Genomic DNA, 18,351 nt, shown 5'->3' on the forward strand with positions numbered 1-18,351 from the left:
GACGGTGCTCAACCAGGCGCCGAGGGGGACGATGTAGCCTCCGTCACCCCGGTTGCGAGGAGTTCTCGTGAAACACCGCACCTCTCGCGAGCACGTCGTCGCCATGTGCCGCACGATGCTCGAGCGCGGCTACCTCAAGGCGACCGAGGGCAACGTCTCCGTGCGCATCCCGGGCCACCGCCTCTACGCGGTCACGCCGAGCAACTACGACTACGACAGGATGCGCGTCGAGGACATCTGCGTCGTCGACTTCGACGGCAAGCACGTACCGGATGAATCGGGCGCAGCGCTCAAGCCGTCGATCGAGTGCGGTATGCACGCCAACATCTACCGCGAGCGCCCCGACGTGAACGCGATCGTGCACACCCATCAGCCGTACGCCTCCGCGCTGGCCGTGCTGCGCAGGTCCATCCCGGCGCTGTCGGACGAGCAGGTGCGCTTCCTCGGCAAGGAGGTCGCGGTGGTCGACTACGCGCCGTCGGGCACCGGGTTCCTCGCCAGGAACGTGCAGAAGAAGGTCGCGAGCGGCGACAACGCGTTCATCCTCGCCAACCACGGCATCGTCGCCCTGGGCACCGACCCCGACCGGGCGGTGTTCAACATGGCGCTGCTGGAGAAGGTTTCCATCGCCTACCTGATGGCACTGGCCACCGAGTCGGGCAAGGTCTACACGATCCCGACCGCCATCCGCGAGATCGCCTTCGGCAAGCTGCGCGCCGACGAGAAGCGCATCGCCGCCCAGATCACGCGGGCCGTCGAGCCCGTCCGGGTGCCCGTGGACGAGGTCCTGCCGAGCGTCGCCGAGGCCCCTGCGCTCCGGGACGAACAGCACGGCTACGCCATCTCCGAGTACCTCGACGTGGACGACACGATGCGCCGGCTCAAGGCCCTCGTCAACCAACCGGTGCGCGGCCTGCGTCACGACGCGCTGCTCGACGTGCTCAACTACTTCGAGACGAAGTGCCGCGCCAGCAAGGAGATCACCGACCGGGCCAGGACCCGCATCCCCGGCGGCGTCCAGCACAACCTCGCCTTCAACTACCCGTTCCCGCTCGCGATCGCCAAGGCCGAGGGCGCGTACCTCACCGACCACGACGGCAACACCTACATCGACTTCCTGCAGGCGGGCGGCCCGACGATCCTCGGCAGCAACTACGGCCCGGTCAACGAGCGGGTCGCCGAGGTCATCAGGTCCTCCGGGCCGGTGACAGGGCTCTTCCACGAGTACGAGCTGAAGCTCGCGGAGATCATCCACCGGTACCTGCCGCACGTCGAGATGTACCGGTCCCTGGGTTCGGGCACCGAGGCGGTGATGGCCGCCGTGCGCGGGGCGCGCGCGTTCACGGGCAGGAAGATGGTCATCAAGGTCGGCGGCGCGTACCACGGCTGGTCCGACACGATGGTCTACGGCCTGCGCGTGCCCGGCAGCTTCCGGATGAACGCCAAGGGCATCCCGTTCGGCGCGACCGCCCGCACCCGCGAGACGTTCCCGCACGACCTGGGCACGCTCAAACGCAAGCTCATCGAGAACCGGCTGCGCGGCGGCACGGCGGCCGTCATCGTCGAGCCGGTCGGCCCCGAGTCGGGCACCCGCCCGGTGCCGCGCGACTACAACGCCAGGGTGCGCGAGCTGTGCGACGAGTTCGGCGCGCTGCTCATCTTCGACGAGGTCGTCACCGGCTTCCGGCTCGGCATGGGCGGCGCGGCCGGCTACTTCGGCGTCACGCCGGACCTGACCGTCCTCGGCAAGGCGGTCTCCGGCGGGTACCCGATGGCCGGTGGCGTCGGCGGACGCGCCGACATCATGGCCGTCTACGGGTCCGGCCTCGACGGCAGGAGCGGCGCGCACGTGCAGGTCGGCGGCACCCTGTCGGCCAACCCGCTGTCCTGCGCGGCCGGGTACTTCGCCATCGAGGAGATGGCCCGCACGAACGCGCCCGTCCTCGCCGGCCGCGCGGGCGACCGCCTCGCCCGGGGCCTGCAACGCCTCATCGACACGTACGGGCTGCCGTACGTCGCGTACAACCAGGGTTCGATCGTGCACCTGGAGTGCAGCGGGGTGATGCTGCTCGACACGCGCAGCCCGATCAAGCTGCTCAAGGAGAACAAGGCGCGCAAGCGCCTGATGGAACAGATGGGCGCCGCCTACACCGCGCACGGCGTCATCACCCTGGCCGGGTCGCGCATGTACACCTCCATGGCCGACACCGACGAGGTCATCGACGACGCCCTGTCGCGGTTCGACCAGGTCTTCGCCCAGGTCGAAGGGGTCTGAGTGGGCACGACGCCGCCGCGGGTCCTCGCGATCGACCTCGGCACCTCGGGGATGAAGGCCGCCCTCGTCGCCGCCGACGGCACGGTCACCGGCTGGGCCGAGCGGCCCGTCCCGCTGGTCGTCCTGCCGGGCGGTGGCGCCGAGCAGGACCCCCACGCCTGGTGGGCCGCGCTGCGCGAGGTCGTAGCCGACCTGGGCCGGCAGCACCCGGAGGCGTTGGCGGCGGTCACCACGGTCTGCTCCTCCACGCAGGGCGAGGGGACGATCGCGGTCGACGCGGCCGGGGAGCCGCTCACCCCGTGCATCAGCTGGCTCGACATGCGCGGCGCCCCGCACCTGCGGCGGCAGTTCGGTGGCTTTCCGTCGTACGCGGGGATGTCCGTACGCCGCATCGCCCGGTGGCTGCGGCTCACCGGGGGCATGCCGTCGCCGACCGGCAAGGACCCGGCCGCGCACATGCTGTTCATCCGGGACGAACTTCCCGACGTGTACGCCCGGACCGCGACGTTCCTCAACGTCCTCGACTGGATCAACCTCAAGCTGACCGGCCGGACCGTGGCCACCGTGGACTCGATCCTCACCTCGTGGGTGACCGACAACCGCCGGATTGACAAGATCGACTATTCCGGGCCGCTGGTAGCCGACTCGGGCATCGACCGCGACAAGTTGCCGCCCATCGTGGCCTGCACCGAGGTGATCGGCACCCTGTCGCCGGCCGCCGCCGACCACCTCGGGCTGCCGGCCTCGGTCCAGGTGGTGGCCGGGGCCATCGACAACACGGCCGCCGCGGTCGGCGCCGGCACCACGGGCGACAACCAGACCCACCTGTACGTCGGGACGTCGTCGTGGATCGCCGCGCACGTACGCCGCAAGAAGACGGACGTGTTCTCCTCGATCGCGTCCGTGCCGTGCGCCCTGCCGGACCGGTACCTCATGACCGCCCTACAGGCCACCGCCGGGGTCAACCTCACCTGGCTGCGCGACAAGGTCGTCGAGCACCCCGACCCGCTCGTCGGTGCCGGCCACGTCACCCGTGACGAGGGCACGATCTTCGACGCGTTCGACCGGATCCTGCCCACCGTGCCGGCCGGCGCGAACGGTGTCCTCTACACCCCCTGGCTGTACGGGGAGCGCGCCCCGGTCGACGACCCGAACCTGCGGGCCGGCTTCTTCAACATCTCCCTCGCCACCAACCGCTCGGACCTGCTGCGGGCGGTGTTCGAGGGCGTGGCGCTCAACACCCGCTGGCTGGCCGGCGCCGTCGACCGGTTCCTCGGCTCGCCGGTGTCCACCATGGTCATCACCGGTGGCGGCGCGCAGTCCGACGCGTGGTGCCAGATCTTCGCGGACGTCCTCGGCGTCGAGATCCGCCGCGACGCCCACCCGGTCGCGGTCAACGTGCGCGGCGCGGGCTGGATCGGCGCGGTCGGCGCCGGCCTGGTGAGCTTCGCCGACATCCCGGGCCTCATGCGCAACGACCACGTTTTCGCGCCGACGCCGGCGCACCGGGCGACCTACGACGAGGTTTTCGCCGTCTACCAGGACCTGCACAAGAGGCTGGCCCCCGTCTACCGCCGCCTCAACGCCTGACGGCGCGCGACCGGACACCGAGGACGGCACGTCCGGGCCTGTCGGGGTTCGGTGGCGCGGTTGGCCAGCCTCCGCGCCACCGCCCCCGTTATCAGGCCGCCGTACCGGTGTCGCGTCGCTTGCGGGCGAGCAGAAGTGCGGCCCCCGCAGCGACCATGCCCGCGCCGACCGCCAGCAGGACGCCGAGGGAACTGCCGGTGACCGGCAGGCCGCCCGAGGCCGGCGAGGTGGACGGTCCCGGCGTCGCCGGAGCGACCCCGGTGGTCGGCGCGCCGCTGGTCGGCGGCGCGTCGGTGGTGCCGGGCTCGCTGCTGTCCGGTACCGGCGTCGTCGCCGTGGCGGTCGTCGGCGGCACCGTCGTGGCGGCGGGCTTGGTGGGCGCCGGCGTCGTCGTCGCCGGCGCGGTGGTCGGGGTGCCGGCCGGGCAGGTGTGCGTGAGGACGAACTGGGGCTCCGGCTTGGTGACCACGGCGGTGGCGGCGGTGAGCTTCCAGCCGGCCGGGGTCGTGACGAAGCCCATGCTCGTGCCGATGAACACGATCGTGCCGTCCGGCGGGATCGTCTTCGTGACCGTCCCGGCGCCCGTGTCGAAGGTGGCCGTGATGGACTCGAACCGGGACTTCTCGGCCGCGGAGCCGCTGCTGGGCAGGTTGAAGACCCAGACGTCCTGGCCGGCGTAGGGTCCGCCGCCCTGGTTCGCGTCGCAGGACTGGTCGCCGAACGTGCTGGCGGACGTGCCGCCGGGCGCGATGTTGCCGGGGTTGATGGAAATCGTTACGGAATCTGCCGAAGCTGGGGAAGCGAACCCGAACACGACCAGGCCGGCGGTGCCGACGGCGGTCATGAAACGGGCGCGCCAGGCGCTCGCCATGGGGTGTCTCCGAGGGGGTGTGACGGTGGGGGGTGGTGCGAAGAGGGACGCCCTTCACCCCAACAGCGCTGTGGGCTCGCGTTTCGTCACTCCGGCTTCGCCGGCGCCCCCGTAGGGTGCGCCGGGGTGGGCCGGGCGGGGCTGCTCTTCACCTTCGGTGACGGCGCCGTAGCGGCCGCCGTCGTGAGCCGTGCGCAGAAGTCGTCGACCCGGTCCGCGCCGCCGGCGGCCGTCACGAGGGCCGCGAAGGAGCGGTTCTCGAGGGCCTTCTCCGGATTCTTGCCAGCGACGGTCGTGTACGCCTGACACAGCCCCGCGAGGGACGCGGCGGCCGTGGCGGCGTGGGAGGCGGGCGGCTGGGCGGTCGTCAGGGCGGCCGTGGTCCGGGGCGCCCCGGCGGCCGGGCGCGTCCCGGTGGCGGCGCCGGACGTGGCGACGCCCGGCCCCGGACCGCTGGGGCGGTCGCCACCGGGGGTCGGCAGGACTCCCGTGCCGGCGGCGATGGCGACGCCGCCGACGGCGAACGCGGCGATGGTGGCCGCCTTCACGGTGAGCAGGCGGGTGATGACCCGCCTGCGGGCCGCGCCCCGGCCGGGCGTGGCGGGCTGAGCCGCCCGGAACGCGGCCAGCGCGGCCGCCTCCCCGGCCAGTTCGGTCGGGCGGGCGGGTGCGGATGCGCGAGCCAGCAACTCCACCAGCTCGGGCGGCCCGTCCCGGCCGCCGTCGAGCAGCGACTCCGCGGCGGCGGCGTCGAAAGGTGGCCGGAGGCGTTCGGTACCCATGTCGTCTCCTTCAGCGCCCCAGCGCCCCAACGCGTCACGCACGGAGTCGACCGTCCGGGTCGGGCGTGGCCGCGAGCGTGGCCGCCGGGGCCTGATCGAGCAGCCGGCGGGCCAGCGTCTGCAGGCCCCGGTGCGCCGCCATGCGCACCGCGCCGGGTCGCTTGCCCAGGATCTGCCCGGCCGTCGCGGCGTCCAGTCCCATCACGGCGCGCAGCAGGACGGCCTCCGCCTGGTCGCGCGGCAGCGTAGCGATCATCGCGATCGCGGCCCGCGTGCCCAGCGCGTCCACCGCCCGCGCCTCGGTGTCCTCGTCGGCGGGCAGGTCCGCGAACGTCTCCGACGGTGCGGCGACCGAGGGCCGGCGGCGCTGCCGGCGCAGGTGATCGAGCGCCCGGTGCCGGGCGATCGTGACGGCCCACCGCCGGAAGCCGTCCCCGTCGCCCTGAAACGACCGGATGTCGCGGGCGATCTGCTCCCACGCCTCCGCGGCCACATCCTCCGCGTCAACGCCCACCAGGCCGGTCAGGTAGCGCAGCAGGCCCGGTTGCAGGAGCCGGTAGAGGATACGGAAGGCCTCCTCGTCGCCGTGGCGGGCGCGCGCGACAGCGCTCGACATGTCCGCCGGGGGTTGGGCCTTCACCGGCGCCATCATGCGCGAAGACCCGCCCCACGGAAAGTCCCGTTTGTTGAGGACCGGTCCCGAACCAGGCAAGCCCGGACATTAACGGTGCGGGCGGCCTCGCTGACCAGCGGAGGTGAGAACGTCAGGCCGGGCTGGCGAGCTGGATGAGGTTGCCGCAGGTGTCGTCGAGGACCGCCGTCGTGACCGGGCCCATGTCCGCCGGCGGCTGGGTGAACACGACGCCCAGCGCGGTCAGGCGCTCGTACTCCTGGCGGACGTCATCGACGGCGAACGCGGTGGCCGGGATGCCGTCGTCGACAAGAGCTTGCCGGTACGGGCCGACGGCCGGGTGGCCGGCGGGCTCCAGGAGGAGTTCGACGCCCTCGGGGTCGGCCGGCGAGACGACCGTGAGCCAGCGGTGCTCGCCGAGCGGGACGTCGTTCTTCGTCCGAAAGCCCAGGACGTCGGTGTAGAAGGCGAGCGCCTTCGCCTGGTCGTCGACGAAAACGCTGGTCAGGTTGATGCGGATCATAGCTTTTCCTCCGGAATCGGCCACCGGTCCACGACCGCGCGCAGCGGCCGGAAATCAGCGTAATGAAACTTGTATCGACCATTTCGCTCGGCTCGGACGAGCCCGGCCCTGGCGAGGATGTCGAGGTGCTGCGAGATCGCCTGCCGCGACGATCCGATGCCGTGCCTGGTGGTCAGCCGGGTGCAGATCTCGAAGAGCGTCTGCCCGTCGCGCTCGGCGAGCTCGTCGAGGATCGCCCGCCGGGTCGCGTCGCCGATCGCCACGAACACGTCATCCACCGGCATGCCGCCACCATAGGCAAGCTACAGCTTGCCTGTCAATCCGGACCCCGGCGCGGTTGTGGATCGTGTGGCCGGCATGGGGGACAGCGACACATCCCCACGGTCGAACGCACAGGTCACGCGTGCCGTGCGCGGACAGGCTCGGGCTTTCCGCGTACCCGGCGCGCGTGCCGCGCGCCGGGTACGCGGTCCATGACGGTTCAGCCAGTCGTGCCGGTGACCGTGCTTCCTGATCTGGTCACGTGGTAGGTGACCAGGGTGCCGCTCCAGAAGTGGAAGGTGAGCGTCACCCGGGCGCCGTCGGTGAGTGTGTTGAGGAAGTCGGACTTCAGGGTGATGGTGTTGGCCGGGTAGTCCGGCATGAAGGCGCCGCTGAACTCCTGGTAGGGCGTCCAGTTGGCGGTCCCGGCGTTGCTGCCGTCGGCGTACCTGGCCTCCATCGTGGCGAGCAGGTCACCCCGGAACTGGGTGGGGATGGTGAGCCCGCTGGTCGTTCCGCTGGCGCTGGACAGCACCGGGGCGTCGTACGTCAGCACATGGACCGACCATGGCACACCCTGGGAGAAGACCGCCTGCACGGTGGCGTTGACCCCGTAGGCCCGGCTGCCGGCCAGCCTGGTCAGCGCGGAGGCGGTCACGGTGAGTCGGTCGCCGCTGACCGTGTAGTCCGTGCCGGGTGTCAGTGCTGTGTTTCCCTGTCGCAGCCCTTGGAACGTCGTGCCGTTCAGGTTCAGCGTGAGCGTCCTGCTGGTGATCGGGCCCGACTTCGGCAGGAACACCAGATCGCTGGAAGCCGTGCCCGAGCGGGTCGTCCAGCTCGACGTGATCTGGGCCAGCAGGTCGGGGTCGCGCCACTGCAGGGTGTTGCGGTGGAGGAACGAACCCGCGTCCCACAACATGGTGGTGACCTTCTTCGTCCGCGCCTGGTAGCCGAGTTCCTCGAAGAACTTCTTCACCTCGCCGGCCTCGATGACTCCCGGTCGGGTGTAGTCGTAGCTGAGTAGGCCGTACTCGCCGAGGATGACCGGGATTTCCTTGCTGACGAACGTGTTGTACATGCGGTCGAAAGCGACGACCATGTCGTTCTTGGTGTCGGCGTCGAAGGTCGTCTTGCCGGCGATGTTGACGCTGAAGGGCCAGAACCCGTAGTAGTGCACGGTCGCGATCAGGTTGCGGTCGTTGAGCGCGCTGAGCGTGCCCGTCAGGGCGTCCATTCGGGCCTGGTCGGGTGAGCTGCCCAGGGCGGGCAGGACGAGCAGGCGGGTCGCGTTGTTGCCGCCCGAGGTGCGTACCGTGGTGTAGAAGGCTTTGTTGAGCTCGTCGAGCAGGGGAGCCGCCTGCTCGTCGGTGACGTTGGCGAACTGCGGCTCGTTCACGCTTTCGAAGGTCAGCTTGGCCGGTTCATCCTTGAGCGCGGCAGCGATCTGTGCCCAGGTCGCCTTGAAGCGGGCCAGTACGTTGTCGTGGTCGGTGGGCATGCTGCTCATCCACTGCCACGAGTCGTGATGCACGTTGAGCAGGACGTAGAGGCCGTCGGCGAGCGCCCAGTCGACCACCTGCCTGACGCGGCCGAGGTACGCCGGGTCGATGGTGTAGCTGGGCGCAGGACCCTGGTGGTTGCTCCACGTGACCGGGATGCGGACGCTGTTGAAGCCCTGAGCGCGGACGGCGTCGAACATCTCTTTCGTGATCGCCGGGTTTCCCCATGAGGTTTCGTCGGGGATGGCGTCGAGGGTGTTGCCGACGTTCCAGCCGGGCTGCATCGCGGCCACGGCCGCCATGGCGTTGACCGGGGGTGCCGAGGTGGGCGGCTGGCTCGACGGCGGCCGGGTGGACGGCGGCGCGCTGCTCGGGGGCGCGCTCGTCGCAGGGCGGCTGGTAGGCGGGGTGCTGGTGGCGACCCTGCCGGTGCAGGGGACCCCGTTGAGCGAGAACGACGTGGGCTTGGGGTTGCTGCCCGTCCAGGAGCCGAGGAACCCGAACGATGCGCTCCCGTTCGTCGGGATCGCGGCGTTGTAGCTGACGTTCGTCGCGGTGACCTGGGCACCGGACGATGTCGTCGTCGCGTTCCACACCTGCGTGACGCTCTGCCCCGCCGCGAAGGTCCAGGCCAGTCGCCAGCCGTTGACCGGGTCGCCGAGGTTGGTGATGTTCACGTTGGCCTGGAAACCGCCCGACCACTGGCTCGGGACGTCGTAGGTCACGGTACAGCCGGCCGCCGCGTTCGCGTTCGTGGCGAGCACCGCCGTGCCGACGAGCAGGCTGGTGAGTCCGCCGATGACGACCCCGACCCGTCGCAGGGCCCCGCGTGTAATGCGTTGTCGCATGGTTCCTCCAAGTCTCAGGACGAGTAGGTGGTACGAGCCGGGGTGGCGCATCATGTGCACCCCGCCCGGGCCGGCGCGGCGACTGCGGTGAGCAGGGCATTCCCAGGTGCCGCGGCGGTGCCCGCCGCCAGCCGGGGCCGCCGTCCACGGCTGCGGGACGTTGTCAGGTACATACCTACCGGCCCTTCTGGCGTGTACATGATTTTCGTCGGCGTCCGCGAGTGTTCGTGAGTTCGTCCGCGACGCCGCCCCATCGCTGCGATCCGGTCGCCGGGCGCGCAGTCGCCCCATCGGGATTCACAACGATCGCTGCGTTCATGACGTGCCGACTGTCGTCGACATGGGCCTACCTGTCAATGTGTGGCTCGTTCGGCGCTCGGGCGCCACCTCACCGATGCCGAGCCACCCGCGTCCGCGTGGGCGGTGGGCGACTGGTCCGGCCACGTCGGAGTGCGGCCGGAGACTCGTTCCGTCCGGCGGAGTGTTATTGAGATGTCCGGGAAGCGTAGAAAGTTTCCGCGAAACTCTGCGATCAACGCACTCGACGGATCGGGACAACCTCGGCACCGGCACGAGCGCCGGATACGACCTATCCTGGCGACGACCAATCCCGCCGGACATGGGAGCAGACCTTGTCGGAGGCCGAACCGCCCGGGCATGCGGCAGCGGACGAGCAGATCCGGGGCGACGCCTCGCGGCCGGTCACGATCGCCATCATCGCCGAGTCGGCCGGCGTGTCGGTGCCCACCGTTTCGAAAGTGATCAATGGGCGGTCGGGGGTGTCCGCGGACACCCGGGCGCGAGTCGAGGCAGCCCTCGGCAAGCACGGATACCGCCGGCCCGCCACGGCTACCCGCACGAGGATCATGGAGCTGGTCTTCCGCGAGCTGGAGAGCGTCTGGGCCGTTGAGATCATCCGAGGCGTCGAACGCGTCGCGAAGAAGAACCGCGTCCAGGTCTTCATATCCGACTTCGGCTTGCACGACGCCTACCGGCCCGACTGGTTGCAGCAAGCGCCCGCCCACCGTCCGACCTGCGTCATCTCGGTCGCACAGCTGTCCGCCGAGGAGCGCGACGAACTCAAGGCCCGGGGCGTTCCGTTCGTCGTTTTCGACCCGACCACCGAACTGCCCGGTGACGTTCCGTTCGTGGGCGCCACCAACTGGACCGGCGGTCAGTCCGCCGCACGGCACCTGATCGAACAGGGGCACCAGCGCATCGCGATGATCGCTGGCCCCGACCACATCCTGTTCTGCCGCGCGCGGCTGGCCGGTTACCGATCGGCGATGGAGTCAGCGGGCCTGTCCGTCGATGCCGACCTCGTGCTGAACACGGAGCACCTGACCCGCGACGCCGGCCACGCGGCCACGCGGGCGCTCCTGTCCCGCGAGCCCCGCCCCACCGCCATCTTCGCCAGCAGCGACCTGCAGGCGATCGGCGCGTACCAGGCCATCCGCGAAGCCGGGCTGCGCATTCCGGACGACATCAGCGTGGTGGGCTTCGACGATCTGCCGATCGCCGCCTGGGTCGACCCGCCGCTGACCACAGTCCGCCAGCCACTGACCGAGATGGCCGCGACCGCCACGGAAATGGCCCTGGCCATGGGCCGCGGAGAACACGCTACCCAGGTTGGCGTGGAGCTGGCCACCCGTCTGGTCGTCCGGGCCAGCACGGCGCCACCACCGAGCTGAGTCGACGGCCAGCTCGTACCCACCGGATCCATCACCGCGGCGGTTACGATGCGGCCGTGAGTTTCGACCTTGGCGTGTGGTACGAGGCGGCGCCTGTTTCGGCCGGGCACGCCGGCAACACGTACGAGCTGTTGTGTCGCGCGGACACCTCGACGGTGTCGGCGCATCCGGCGGTCAGCCAGTTCTACGAGGAGGTCGTCGCGCGGTTCCCGGAGCCGGACGCCTTCGATGCCGCGCCCGCCGGGTCGGACACGCACGTGATCCTGCCGATCAGCTGGTCGCGGCTTGAGGAGGTCGCCGAGTTCGTGTACCAGCGGGCCGGCCAGCTCGGCCTGGTCTGCTACGACCCGCAGGCCGGCGAGGTCGAGCTGCCCGAACGTGTCGACTGGTCGGCTTGACCGTCGTGCAACCGCCGCGTCGGCCCGCCGTGGCCGGGGCGGGTGCCGTCCCGGAGCGATCTGCGCGCGCGAACCCTGCTAGCGGGTCCGGGCGCGCAGGAGGCTCTGGGCGGCGCCGCTGCGCACCATGCGGTGCCACGGCAGCCGCACGCCGGCCAGCGCGGTCACCACGGACTGCACGACGACGAGGTACATGAGCTGCCGGTACACGAACTGTTGCAGCGGCAGCGACCACAGCACGCGCAGCCGTTCGCCGTCGAGGCGCAGGGCGTACGCGGCCGTCAGGGCGCCCAGCGCGGTGAACGCCAGCCACGGGACGGCCACCTGCGCGAGCGGCAGGAACAGCAGGCCGTAGATGGCGTAGACGTCGACGGCCGGCGCGGCCAGCGGCAGCAGGACCTGGAACACCGTCAGGTACGTCAGGCCGCGCCGCCCGAGCTGGCCGGCCGGGCCGCGGCGGGTGAGCGTGTCGCGGTGCTTCCACATCGCCTGCATGGTGCCGTAGCACCAGCGGTACCGCTGGCGCCACAGCTGGCGCAGCGTCGACGGGGCCTCGGTCCACGCGATCGCCTTCTCCTCGTACACGACGCGCCAGCCGGCCCGGATGACCGACATGGTCAGGTCGGTGTCCTCGGCCAGGGTCGCCGACGAGACGCCGCCCGCCCCCATGAGGACGCCCCGGCGGAAGGCGCCGATCGCGCCGGGGACGGTGGGCATGCACCGGCCGATGTCGAACATGCGGCGGTCGAGGTTGAAGCCCATCACGTACTCGAGGTGCTGCCAGCGGCCGAGCAGGCCGCCGCGGTTGGCCACCTTGGCGTTGCCGCTGACGGCGCCGACCTCGGGGTCGCGGAACGGCTGCACCAGCCGGCCCACCGCGTCCCGCTCGAAGATGGTGTCGCCGTCCACCATGATGACGAGGTCGGTGTGGGTGTGCGCCAGCCCGTTGTTGAGGGCCGCCGGCTTGCCGGCGTTGTCCTGGCGGATCACCCGTACCCGCGGCAGGCGCAGGTCGCGCACGATGCGGAACGTGTCGTCGGCCGAGCCGTCGTCGACGACCAGGACGTACACCTCGGGGTAGTCGCTGGCGACGAGCGAGCGGACGGTCGCCTCGATGTTCGCGGCCTCGTTGTACGCCGGAACGATGACGGTCACCGGCCCCAGGAACACGGGCCGGTGCCGCTGCCGCCGGGCCCGTCGCCGGTGTGCCCGGGCCGTGGCGAGCTGGAGCACGAGCCGCAGCAGCCCGAGCGCGAGCGCCGTGCCCAGCAGGGCGGTCATCGCGTGGTTCAGCCAGCCGCTGAGCGTCTGGGCCGCCCGCAGCGTGTCGCCGCGCAGCCGGTCGCCGGGGCCGGCCACGGCGGGCGGCGGCAGCGCGAGCGCCTCGGACACGGTGGTGAGCTGGTAGCCGTGCCCCTTGAGCCGGTCGAGCAGCGGGCCGAGCGCGGCCACCGTCTGCGACCGGTCGCCGCCGGAGTCGTGCAACATGACCACGCCGCCGCGACCGGCCGGTGGCAGGGCGCCGGCGACGATGGCGTCCACGCCCGGCCGGCGCCAGTCCTGCGTGTCGCGGTCGGCGAGCACGACGAGCAGCCCGGCGCCGGCCACGTCGCGCAGGGCCGCGAAGTCGTCCGCGCTCATCGCGTCGGGATGCGACGAGAACGGCGGCCGCATCAGGACGGCCAGCTGCCCGGTCGCGCCGGCGAGGGCGTTCTGGCTCAGGGCGATCTCGGCCCGCCGCCGCCATGCCGGCACGGCGGCCAGGTCGGCGTGCGTGAACGTGTGGATGCCGATCTCGTGGCCCTCGGCCAGGATGCGGCGGGTCAGCTCCGGGTACCGGTTGACCTTCGAACCGACGACGAAGAACGTCGCCCGGGCCTGCGCGCGGGCGAGCTGGTCGAGGATCTGCGGCGTCCATCGGGGGTCCGGGCCGTCGTCGAAGGTGAGCGCGACCGTGCCGGGCGGCAGGTGCCGGGTGGCGACGTCGCTGCCCGCCTCGATCCGCAGGACCGGCCCGCCGCCGCGCACCGCCTTCGGCGCAGCCGGTCCCGTGGCCGCCGCCCGCGGGGCGCCGCCCTCGCCGCCGACACCGTTGACGATGCCGCCGAGCGCCAGCTCCGCCAGCAGGGCCAGCATCGCGAACAGGAGCAGCGCCCAGTGCGCCCGGGGCACCTTGGCACCCGCGCGCGGGTCGCGGTGCCGGCTGGAATACCGCGCCACGTCCGCTACCGGTCCGTCGGCTTGCCGCGGTGCGTCGGTGCCCGGCCCGGCCGTGAGGTCGGCGCTTCGGAGGTGCCCGTCGTCCGCGCGGCCGCGCGCGTCGTGCTGGTCGCGGGCCTGGTCCGCGTGGCGGTCGGGGTGCGCGTCGGGGCGGCGGTCGTCGGGCGGGCGGCCGGTCGCGTGGTGACGCCGGCACCCGCCGCCCCCGGCAGGTCCGGGGCCGTGCCAGCGGGCGCGCCGGACAGGGCGAAGGCCAACATGCCCAGGGTCGCGGCGAGCAGGACGGCGACGCCGACGCCGACCAGTCGGGTGAGCCGGAGCCGCCGACCGGTGCGGTCGACGAAGACCGGTCGGCCGCGTCCCGGGGACCGGATCTGTCGCGGTTGCGGGGCGGGCCGGAGAGGCCGGGGCGAGGCCACCGGTGTCCGGTTCGGACCACGATGGGACCGTCCGGGGATCCTGTCTCTATTCATGTCACCGGTAATAGCGCCGTGCGCGCCGGAGGTGTCACACACCACCCTCGACCCGGTGAAGGCTCCCGCGCGTCAGAAGGTGACCGGGTCGCGGATGATGGGACACGTCATGCAGTGCCCGCCGCCGCGCCCGCGCCCCAGCTCCGCGCCGACGATCGTGATGACCTCGACGCCCGCCTTGCGCAGCAGGGTGTTCGTCAGCGTGTTGCGGTCGTAGGTGAACACGACGCCGGGCTCCACGGCGACCGCGTTGTTGCCGCTGTCCCACTGTTGGCGCTCGGAGGCGTACACGTCGCCGCCGGTCTCGATGACCCGCAGCTCGCGTAGGCCCAGCGCCTCGGCGACCACGTCGACGAAGGCGCGCGACCCGTGGTCGACGACCTCCACGCCGGGGGACCTGTCCGACGGGCGCAGCGAGAAGGTGTGGATCGCGTCCACGATGGTCGGGTACAGGGTGACGAGGTCGCGGTCGGCGAAGGTGAAGACCGTGTCGAGGTGCATGGCGGCCCGCAGCTTGGGCATGCCGGCGACGACGACATGGTCGGCCGCCTGCTGTTCGAAGAGCGCCGCGGCGACCTGGGTGATCGCGTGCCGGGAGGTGCGTTCGCTCATGCCCATGAGGACGGTGCCGTTGCCGACCGGCATGATGTCGCCGCCCTCGAAGGTGGCCTGCCCCCAGGAGAGTTCGGGATCGCCCCACCAGACCTTCGAGCCGACGAAGTCCGGGTGGTACTGGTAGATCGCCTTCATGAGCAGGGTCTCGTCGTGTCGGGCGGGCCAGAACAGCGGGTTGAGGGTGAGGCCCCCGTACAGCCAGCAGGTCGTGTCGCGGGTGTAGAGGGTGTTGGGCAGCGGCGGCATCAGGTACTCGCGCCCGCCCGCGGACTCCCGGGCCAGGGAGACGTACCCGGGCCGGAAGTCGGCGGGCAGGTCGTCGGTGGCGAGCCCGCCGATGAGGTATTCGGCGAGCTGGCGTGGCGCCAGGCCGTCCAGGAAGGCCCGCGTGTCGTCGATGAGGCCCAGGCCGACCTCGTTGCGATTGATCTTGCGGTCCAGCAGCCATGCCTTCGCCTCCGGGATGGCGACCGTCTGCGCCAGCAGCTCGTGCAGCTCGACCACCTCGACGTCGCGCTGGCGCAGCTTGTTGACGAAGTCGGCGTGGTCGCGTTGGGCGCTCTCCACCCACATCACGTCGTCGAACAACAGGTCGTCGGCGTTGGTGGGGGTGAGGCGGCGGTGGGCCAGGCCGGGCGCGCAGACGAGGACCTTGCGCAGCCGGCCGACCTCGGAATGCACGCCATAGTTGGACGACACGGGCTGCGTGTTCACGCTGATCTCCTTCGCGTTCGGGACGGTGTCAGATGGTGATCCAGCCGGCGATGAGGGCGACGATCCCGACGATCGCGCCGGCGACGGAGACGATGAAGAGCGCCAACTCGGCGGGGGAGAACACGCGCCGACCCTGTTCGCGGCGGGTGAGCGCGAACAGGATCGTCGCGGGGGCGTAGACGATGAACGACACCAGCACGTACTTCAGGCCGGCCGCGAAGAGCAGGAACACGACGTAGACGGTCGCGATGACGCCGATGGTCAGCTCCCGCCGGGTGCCCCGGGCCACGTTGGCGTGCCCGAGCGCCACCTTCACCGCGTACGCCGCGGCGAGCAGGAACGGGATGAGCGTCAGCGCGCTGGTCAGGTCGAGGGCGAAGCTGAACGCGTCCTCGGAGAAGAGGGTGACGATCAGGAACACCTGCGCCAGCGCGGTCGACATGATGAGCGCCGGGACGGGCACGTCGGCGGCGTTGATGCCACGCAGGAACCGGGGCATGTCGTCGTCCTTGGCGGCGACATAGAGCACCTCGGCCGCCATGAGCGTCCACGCCAGGTACGCGCCGAGCACCGAGACGATCAGGCCGATGCTGACGAAGACCTTTCCCCACGTGCCGACGGCCGCCTCCAGCACGCCCGCCATGGACGGCTGGCGCAGCTCGGCGATCTGCTCGATGGGCAGGATGCCGTACGAGACGATCGTGACCGAGGCGAAGACGGCGAAGACGCTGAGGAACCCGAGGACGGTCGCGCGCCCCACGTCCTCGCGGCGCTTGGCGTGCCGGGAGTAGACGCTCGCGCCCTCCACGCCGAGGAAGACGAACACCGTGACCAGCATCGTCCCGCGCACCTGGTCGAACAGCGACCCGTACGTCGCGCCGGTGAAGTTGTCGGCGAACACCTTGAGGTCGAGGTAGAACAGCGCGATCAGGACGAAGACCAGGATCGGTACGAGCTTGGCGACCGTGACGATCCGGTTGATCGCGGTCGCCTCCCGGATGCCCTGTTTGATCAGGAAGAAGAAGCCCCACAGGCCGATCGTCGACAGCAGGAGGGCGAGGAACGTGTCGCCCTCGCCGAGGGCCGGCCAGACCGCGCCGACCGTCGACATGATGAGCACCCAGTACGTGACGTTGCCGACGCACGCGCTGGCCCAGTAGCCGAACGCGGCGAAGAAGCCCGGGTACTCCCCGAAGCCCTCCTTCGCGTAGGCGTACACGCCGGCGTCGAGGTGCGGCTTGCGCACGGCCAGGGTCTGGAAGACGAACGCGAGCATGAGCATGCCGGCACCGGCGACGGTCCAGGCGATCAGCGCGCCGGCGATGCCGGTCTCCTGCGCGAAGCGGCGGGGCAGGGAGAACACGCCCGCGCCGACCATGGAGCCGACGACCATCGCCGTCATGGTCCAGAAGGTCAGCTTGGCTGTCAGTGGTTGCTGCGTCTCGGTTGCCACGTCGTCAGCTCTTTTCGATCCGGAAACCGGTCACGCCGTACAGGACGCTGAGCGTCGGGCTGGCGTAGTTGAAGATGGCGAACGGCAGGTAGGACAGGGTCGGCACGCCGAGCACGGCGCTCATGAAGGCGCCGCACGAGTTCCACGGCACCAGCGCCGAGGTGACCGTGCCGCTGTCGGCGGCCAGCCGGGACAGGTTGGCCGGGTGCAGCCCACGGCGCTGGAACTCCAGCCGGAACACCTTGGTCGGCAGCACGAGCGCGATGTACTGGTCGCCCGCCACGACGTTGAGGCCGAAGCAGCACGCGAAGACCGTGAGGAACAGCCGGCCGGTGCTGCGGGCCGACCGGATCAGCGGGTCGACCAGGCGGCTGATCATGCCGAACTCCTCCAGGATCGCGCCGAAGGTGACCGCGCCGATGATCAGCCACAGCGTGAGCAGCATGCTGTCCATACCGCCCCGCGACAGGAGCTGGTCGATCTCGCCGATGCCGGAGTTGATCGAGAATCCGTTCGCCATCGCCGACCAGATGCCCTTGATGGACCCGACGACGGCGTGGTAGTCGTCCCCGCCGACGAAGTCGCGCACCACGCCTGGCTGCAGGAAGGCCCCGAGGAACCCGGCGAACAGCGTGGACGCCATCAACGCGAGCGTCGCGGGGACCTTGCGCAGGGACAGAAAGGCGAGCAGTACGAGCGGCAGCAGGTTCAGCGGCGTGATGCGGTAGATGCCGTCGAGGCTGTTCAGCTCCACCTCCTCGCCGACCGGGTTGCGCACGTCCGGGGCCTTGGCCAGGCTGATGACCAGCAACACCACGAAGGCGATGGTGAATGCCGGGATCGACGTCCACGCCTGGCGCTTGATGTGCTGGTGCACGTCGACGCCGGCGAGCTGGGCCGTCAGCACCGTGGTCTCCGACAGCGGGGAGAGCTTGTCGCCCAGGTACGCCCCGGAGATCACCGCGCCGGCCGTGATCGCGGGCGACACGCCGAGCATGGTCGCCACGCCGAGCAGCCCGACGCCGATCGTCCCGGCGGTCGTCCAGGAGCTGCCGATGGTCATCGCGACGACGCCGCAGATGAGCGCGGTCGCCGCGTAGTACCAGGTGGGGGACAGCGCCTGGATGCCGTAGTAGACCAGGGTCGGGATCGTGCCGGACAGGTTCCACACCCCGATGAGGGCGCCCACGGCGAGCAGGATCAGCACCGCGCTGGTGATCGACGTGAACGCCGACCGGGCGGCGCGCTCCACGTCGGCCCACGTATGGCCGTTGCGCATGCCGATGAGCGCGGCCACGAGGACGCAGATGATCAACGCGACCTGGACCGGCCCGTCGAGGGCGTCGAGCCCGAACAGTGCCAGCGACGCGGCGATCAGCCCGGCGAGTGTGATCAGCGGGATGACGGCGTCGACGAGCGACGGCTCACGTACGGGGCGCGCCGGGGTTTCCTGCTCCTGCTCCGCCATCCGTCCGCCGCCCTCATGTCGATAGCCGTAAGAAAGCAT

The 18,351-nt window shown here is 71.1% G+C and carries 15 protein-coding genes; 4 read left to right on the forward strand and 11 right to left on the reverse strand.

Translation table 11 applies throughout. The features are described from left to right. Window positions 1-67 precede the first annotated feature (67 nt). Window positions 68-2,275 (forward strand): aminotransferase class III-fold pyridoxal phosphate-dependent enzyme, encoded by a 2,208-nt coding sequence (locus ABD191_RS23390; RefSeq protein WP_344086053.1) that lies wholly within the window; start codon window positions 68-70, stop codon window positions 2,273-2,275. After that, window positions 2,276-3,865: a xylulokinase gene (locus tag ABD191_RS23395; RefSeq protein ID WP_344086056.1), complete on the forward strand. Its 1,590-nt coding sequence runs from the start codon at window positions 2,276-2,278 to the stop codon at window positions 3,863-3,865. It abuts the gene before it with no gap. Between the two features lie 91 nt (window positions 3,866-3,956). Here the strand turns inward: ABD191_RS23395 and ABD191_RS23400 are convergent, their stop codons facing one another. The 6 genes from ABD191_RS23400 to ABD191_RS23425 all read right to left on the reverse strand — a co-directional run bounded on the left by ABD191_RS23400 (window position 3,957) and on the right by ABD191_RS23425 (window position 9,280). After that, window positions 3,957-4,736 carry an LPXTG cell wall anchor domain-containing protein gene (locus tag ABD191_RS23400; protein ID WP_344086059.1) on the reverse strand — a complete coding sequence of 260 codons (780 nt, stop codon included), beginning with the start codon at window positions 4,734-4,736 and terminating at the stop codon, window positions 3,957-3,959. Window positions 4,737-4,822: 86 nt separating this feature from the next. Further along, window positions 4,823-5,518, reverse strand: coding sequence for a hypothetical protein (locus tag ABD191_RS23405; RefSeq protein WP_344086062.1), 696 nt, complete (start codon window positions 5,516-5,518; stop codon window positions 4,823-4,825). A gap of 34 nt (window positions 5,519-5,552) precedes the next feature. Further along, complete coding sequence (locus tag ABD191_RS23410) at window positions 5,553-6,167, reverse strand: RNA polymerase sigma factor (protein WP_425560835.1); 615 nt, start codon at window positions 6,165-6,167, stop codon at window positions 5,553-5,555. A 115-nt stretch (window positions 6,168-6,282) separates the two neighbouring features. Beyond that, the gene (locus ABD191_RS23415; protein ID WP_344086191.1) at window positions 6,283-6,669 is read right to left on the reverse strand and encodes a VOC family protein; all 387 of its coding nucleotides are present in this window, start codon (window positions 6,667-6,669) and stop codon (window positions 6,283-6,285) included. Then, complete coding sequence (locus tag ABD191_RS23420; RefSeq protein ID WP_344086068.1) at window positions 6,669-6,956, reverse strand: ArsR/SmtB family transcription factor; 288 nt, start codon at window positions 6,954-6,956, stop codon at window positions 6,669-6,671. The genes ABD191_RS23415 and ABD191_RS23420 overlap by 1 nt, the downstream gene beginning before the upstream one ends. 197 nt (window positions 6,957-7,153) lie before the next feature. Beyond that, entirely contained in the window at window positions 7,154-9,280 is a 2,127-nt protein-coding gene (locus ABD191_RS23425) for a cellulase family glycosylhydrolase (RefSeq protein ID WP_344086070.1), read from the reverse strand. Between the two features lie 632 nt (window positions 9,281-9,912). Here ABD191_RS23425 and ABD191_RS23430 point away from each other — a divergent pair. Next, window positions 9,913-10,971: a LacI family DNA-binding transcriptional regulator gene (locus ABD191_RS23430; RefSeq protein ID WP_344086073.1), complete on the forward strand. Its 1,059-nt coding sequence runs from the start codon at window positions 9,913-9,915 to the stop codon at window positions 10,969-10,971. Between the two features lie 56 nt (window positions 10,972-11,027). Continuing rightward, window positions 11,028-11,369, forward strand: a complete 342-nt coding sequence (locus tag ABD191_RS23435) for a hypothetical protein (RefSeq protein ID WP_344086076.1) — start codon at window positions 11,028-11,030, stop codon at window positions 11,367-11,369. Between the two features lie 78 nt (window positions 11,370-11,447). Here the strand turns inward: ABD191_RS23435 and ABD191_RS23440 are convergent, their stop codons facing one another. From ABD191_RS23440 to nhaC, 5 genes are all read right to left on the reverse strand, one after another. Continuing rightward, a complete protein-coding gene (locus ABD191_RS23440; RefSeq protein ID WP_344086079.1) occupies window positions 11,448-13,589 on the reverse strand; it encodes a bifunctional polysaccharide deacetylase/glycosyltransferase family 2 protein in 2,142 nt (713 codons plus the stop codon). A gap of 5 nt (window positions 13,590-13,594) precedes the next feature. Then, complete coding sequence (locus ABD191_RS23445) at window positions 13,595-14,008, reverse strand: hypothetical protein (protein ID WP_344086082.1); 414 nt, start codon at window positions 14,006-14,008, stop codon at window positions 13,595-13,597. Between the two features lie 126 nt (window positions 14,009-14,134). Then, complete coding sequence (locus tag ABD191_RS23450; RefSeq protein WP_344086085.1) at window positions 14,135-15,391, reverse strand: arginine deiminase; 1,257 nt, start codon at window positions 15,389-15,391, stop codon at window positions 14,135-14,137. A gap of 28 nt (window positions 15,392-15,419) precedes the next feature. Next, on the reverse strand, window positions 15,420-16,844 hold the full coding sequence (locus tag ABD191_RS23455; protein WP_344086088.1) for a basic amino acid/polyamine antiporter: 1,425 nt from the start codon (window positions 16,842-16,844) through the stop codon (window positions 15,420-15,422). A 4-nt stretch (window positions 16,845-16,848) separates the two neighbouring features. Beyond that, on the reverse strand, window positions 16,849-18,312 hold the full coding sequence (nhaC, locus tag ABD191_RS23460) for a Na+/H+ antiporter NhaC (protein WP_344086091.1): 1,464 nt from the start codon (window positions 18,310-18,312) through the stop codon (window positions 16,849-16,851). Between the last annotated feature and the right edge of the window lie 39 nt (window positions 18,313-18,351).

It is taken from the genome of Luedemannella helvata (assembly GCF_039528415.1).
In the GTDB taxonomy this organism is placed as follows: Bacteria; Actinomycetota; Actinomycetes; order Mycobacteriales; family Micromonosporaceae; genus Luedemannella; species Luedemannella helvata.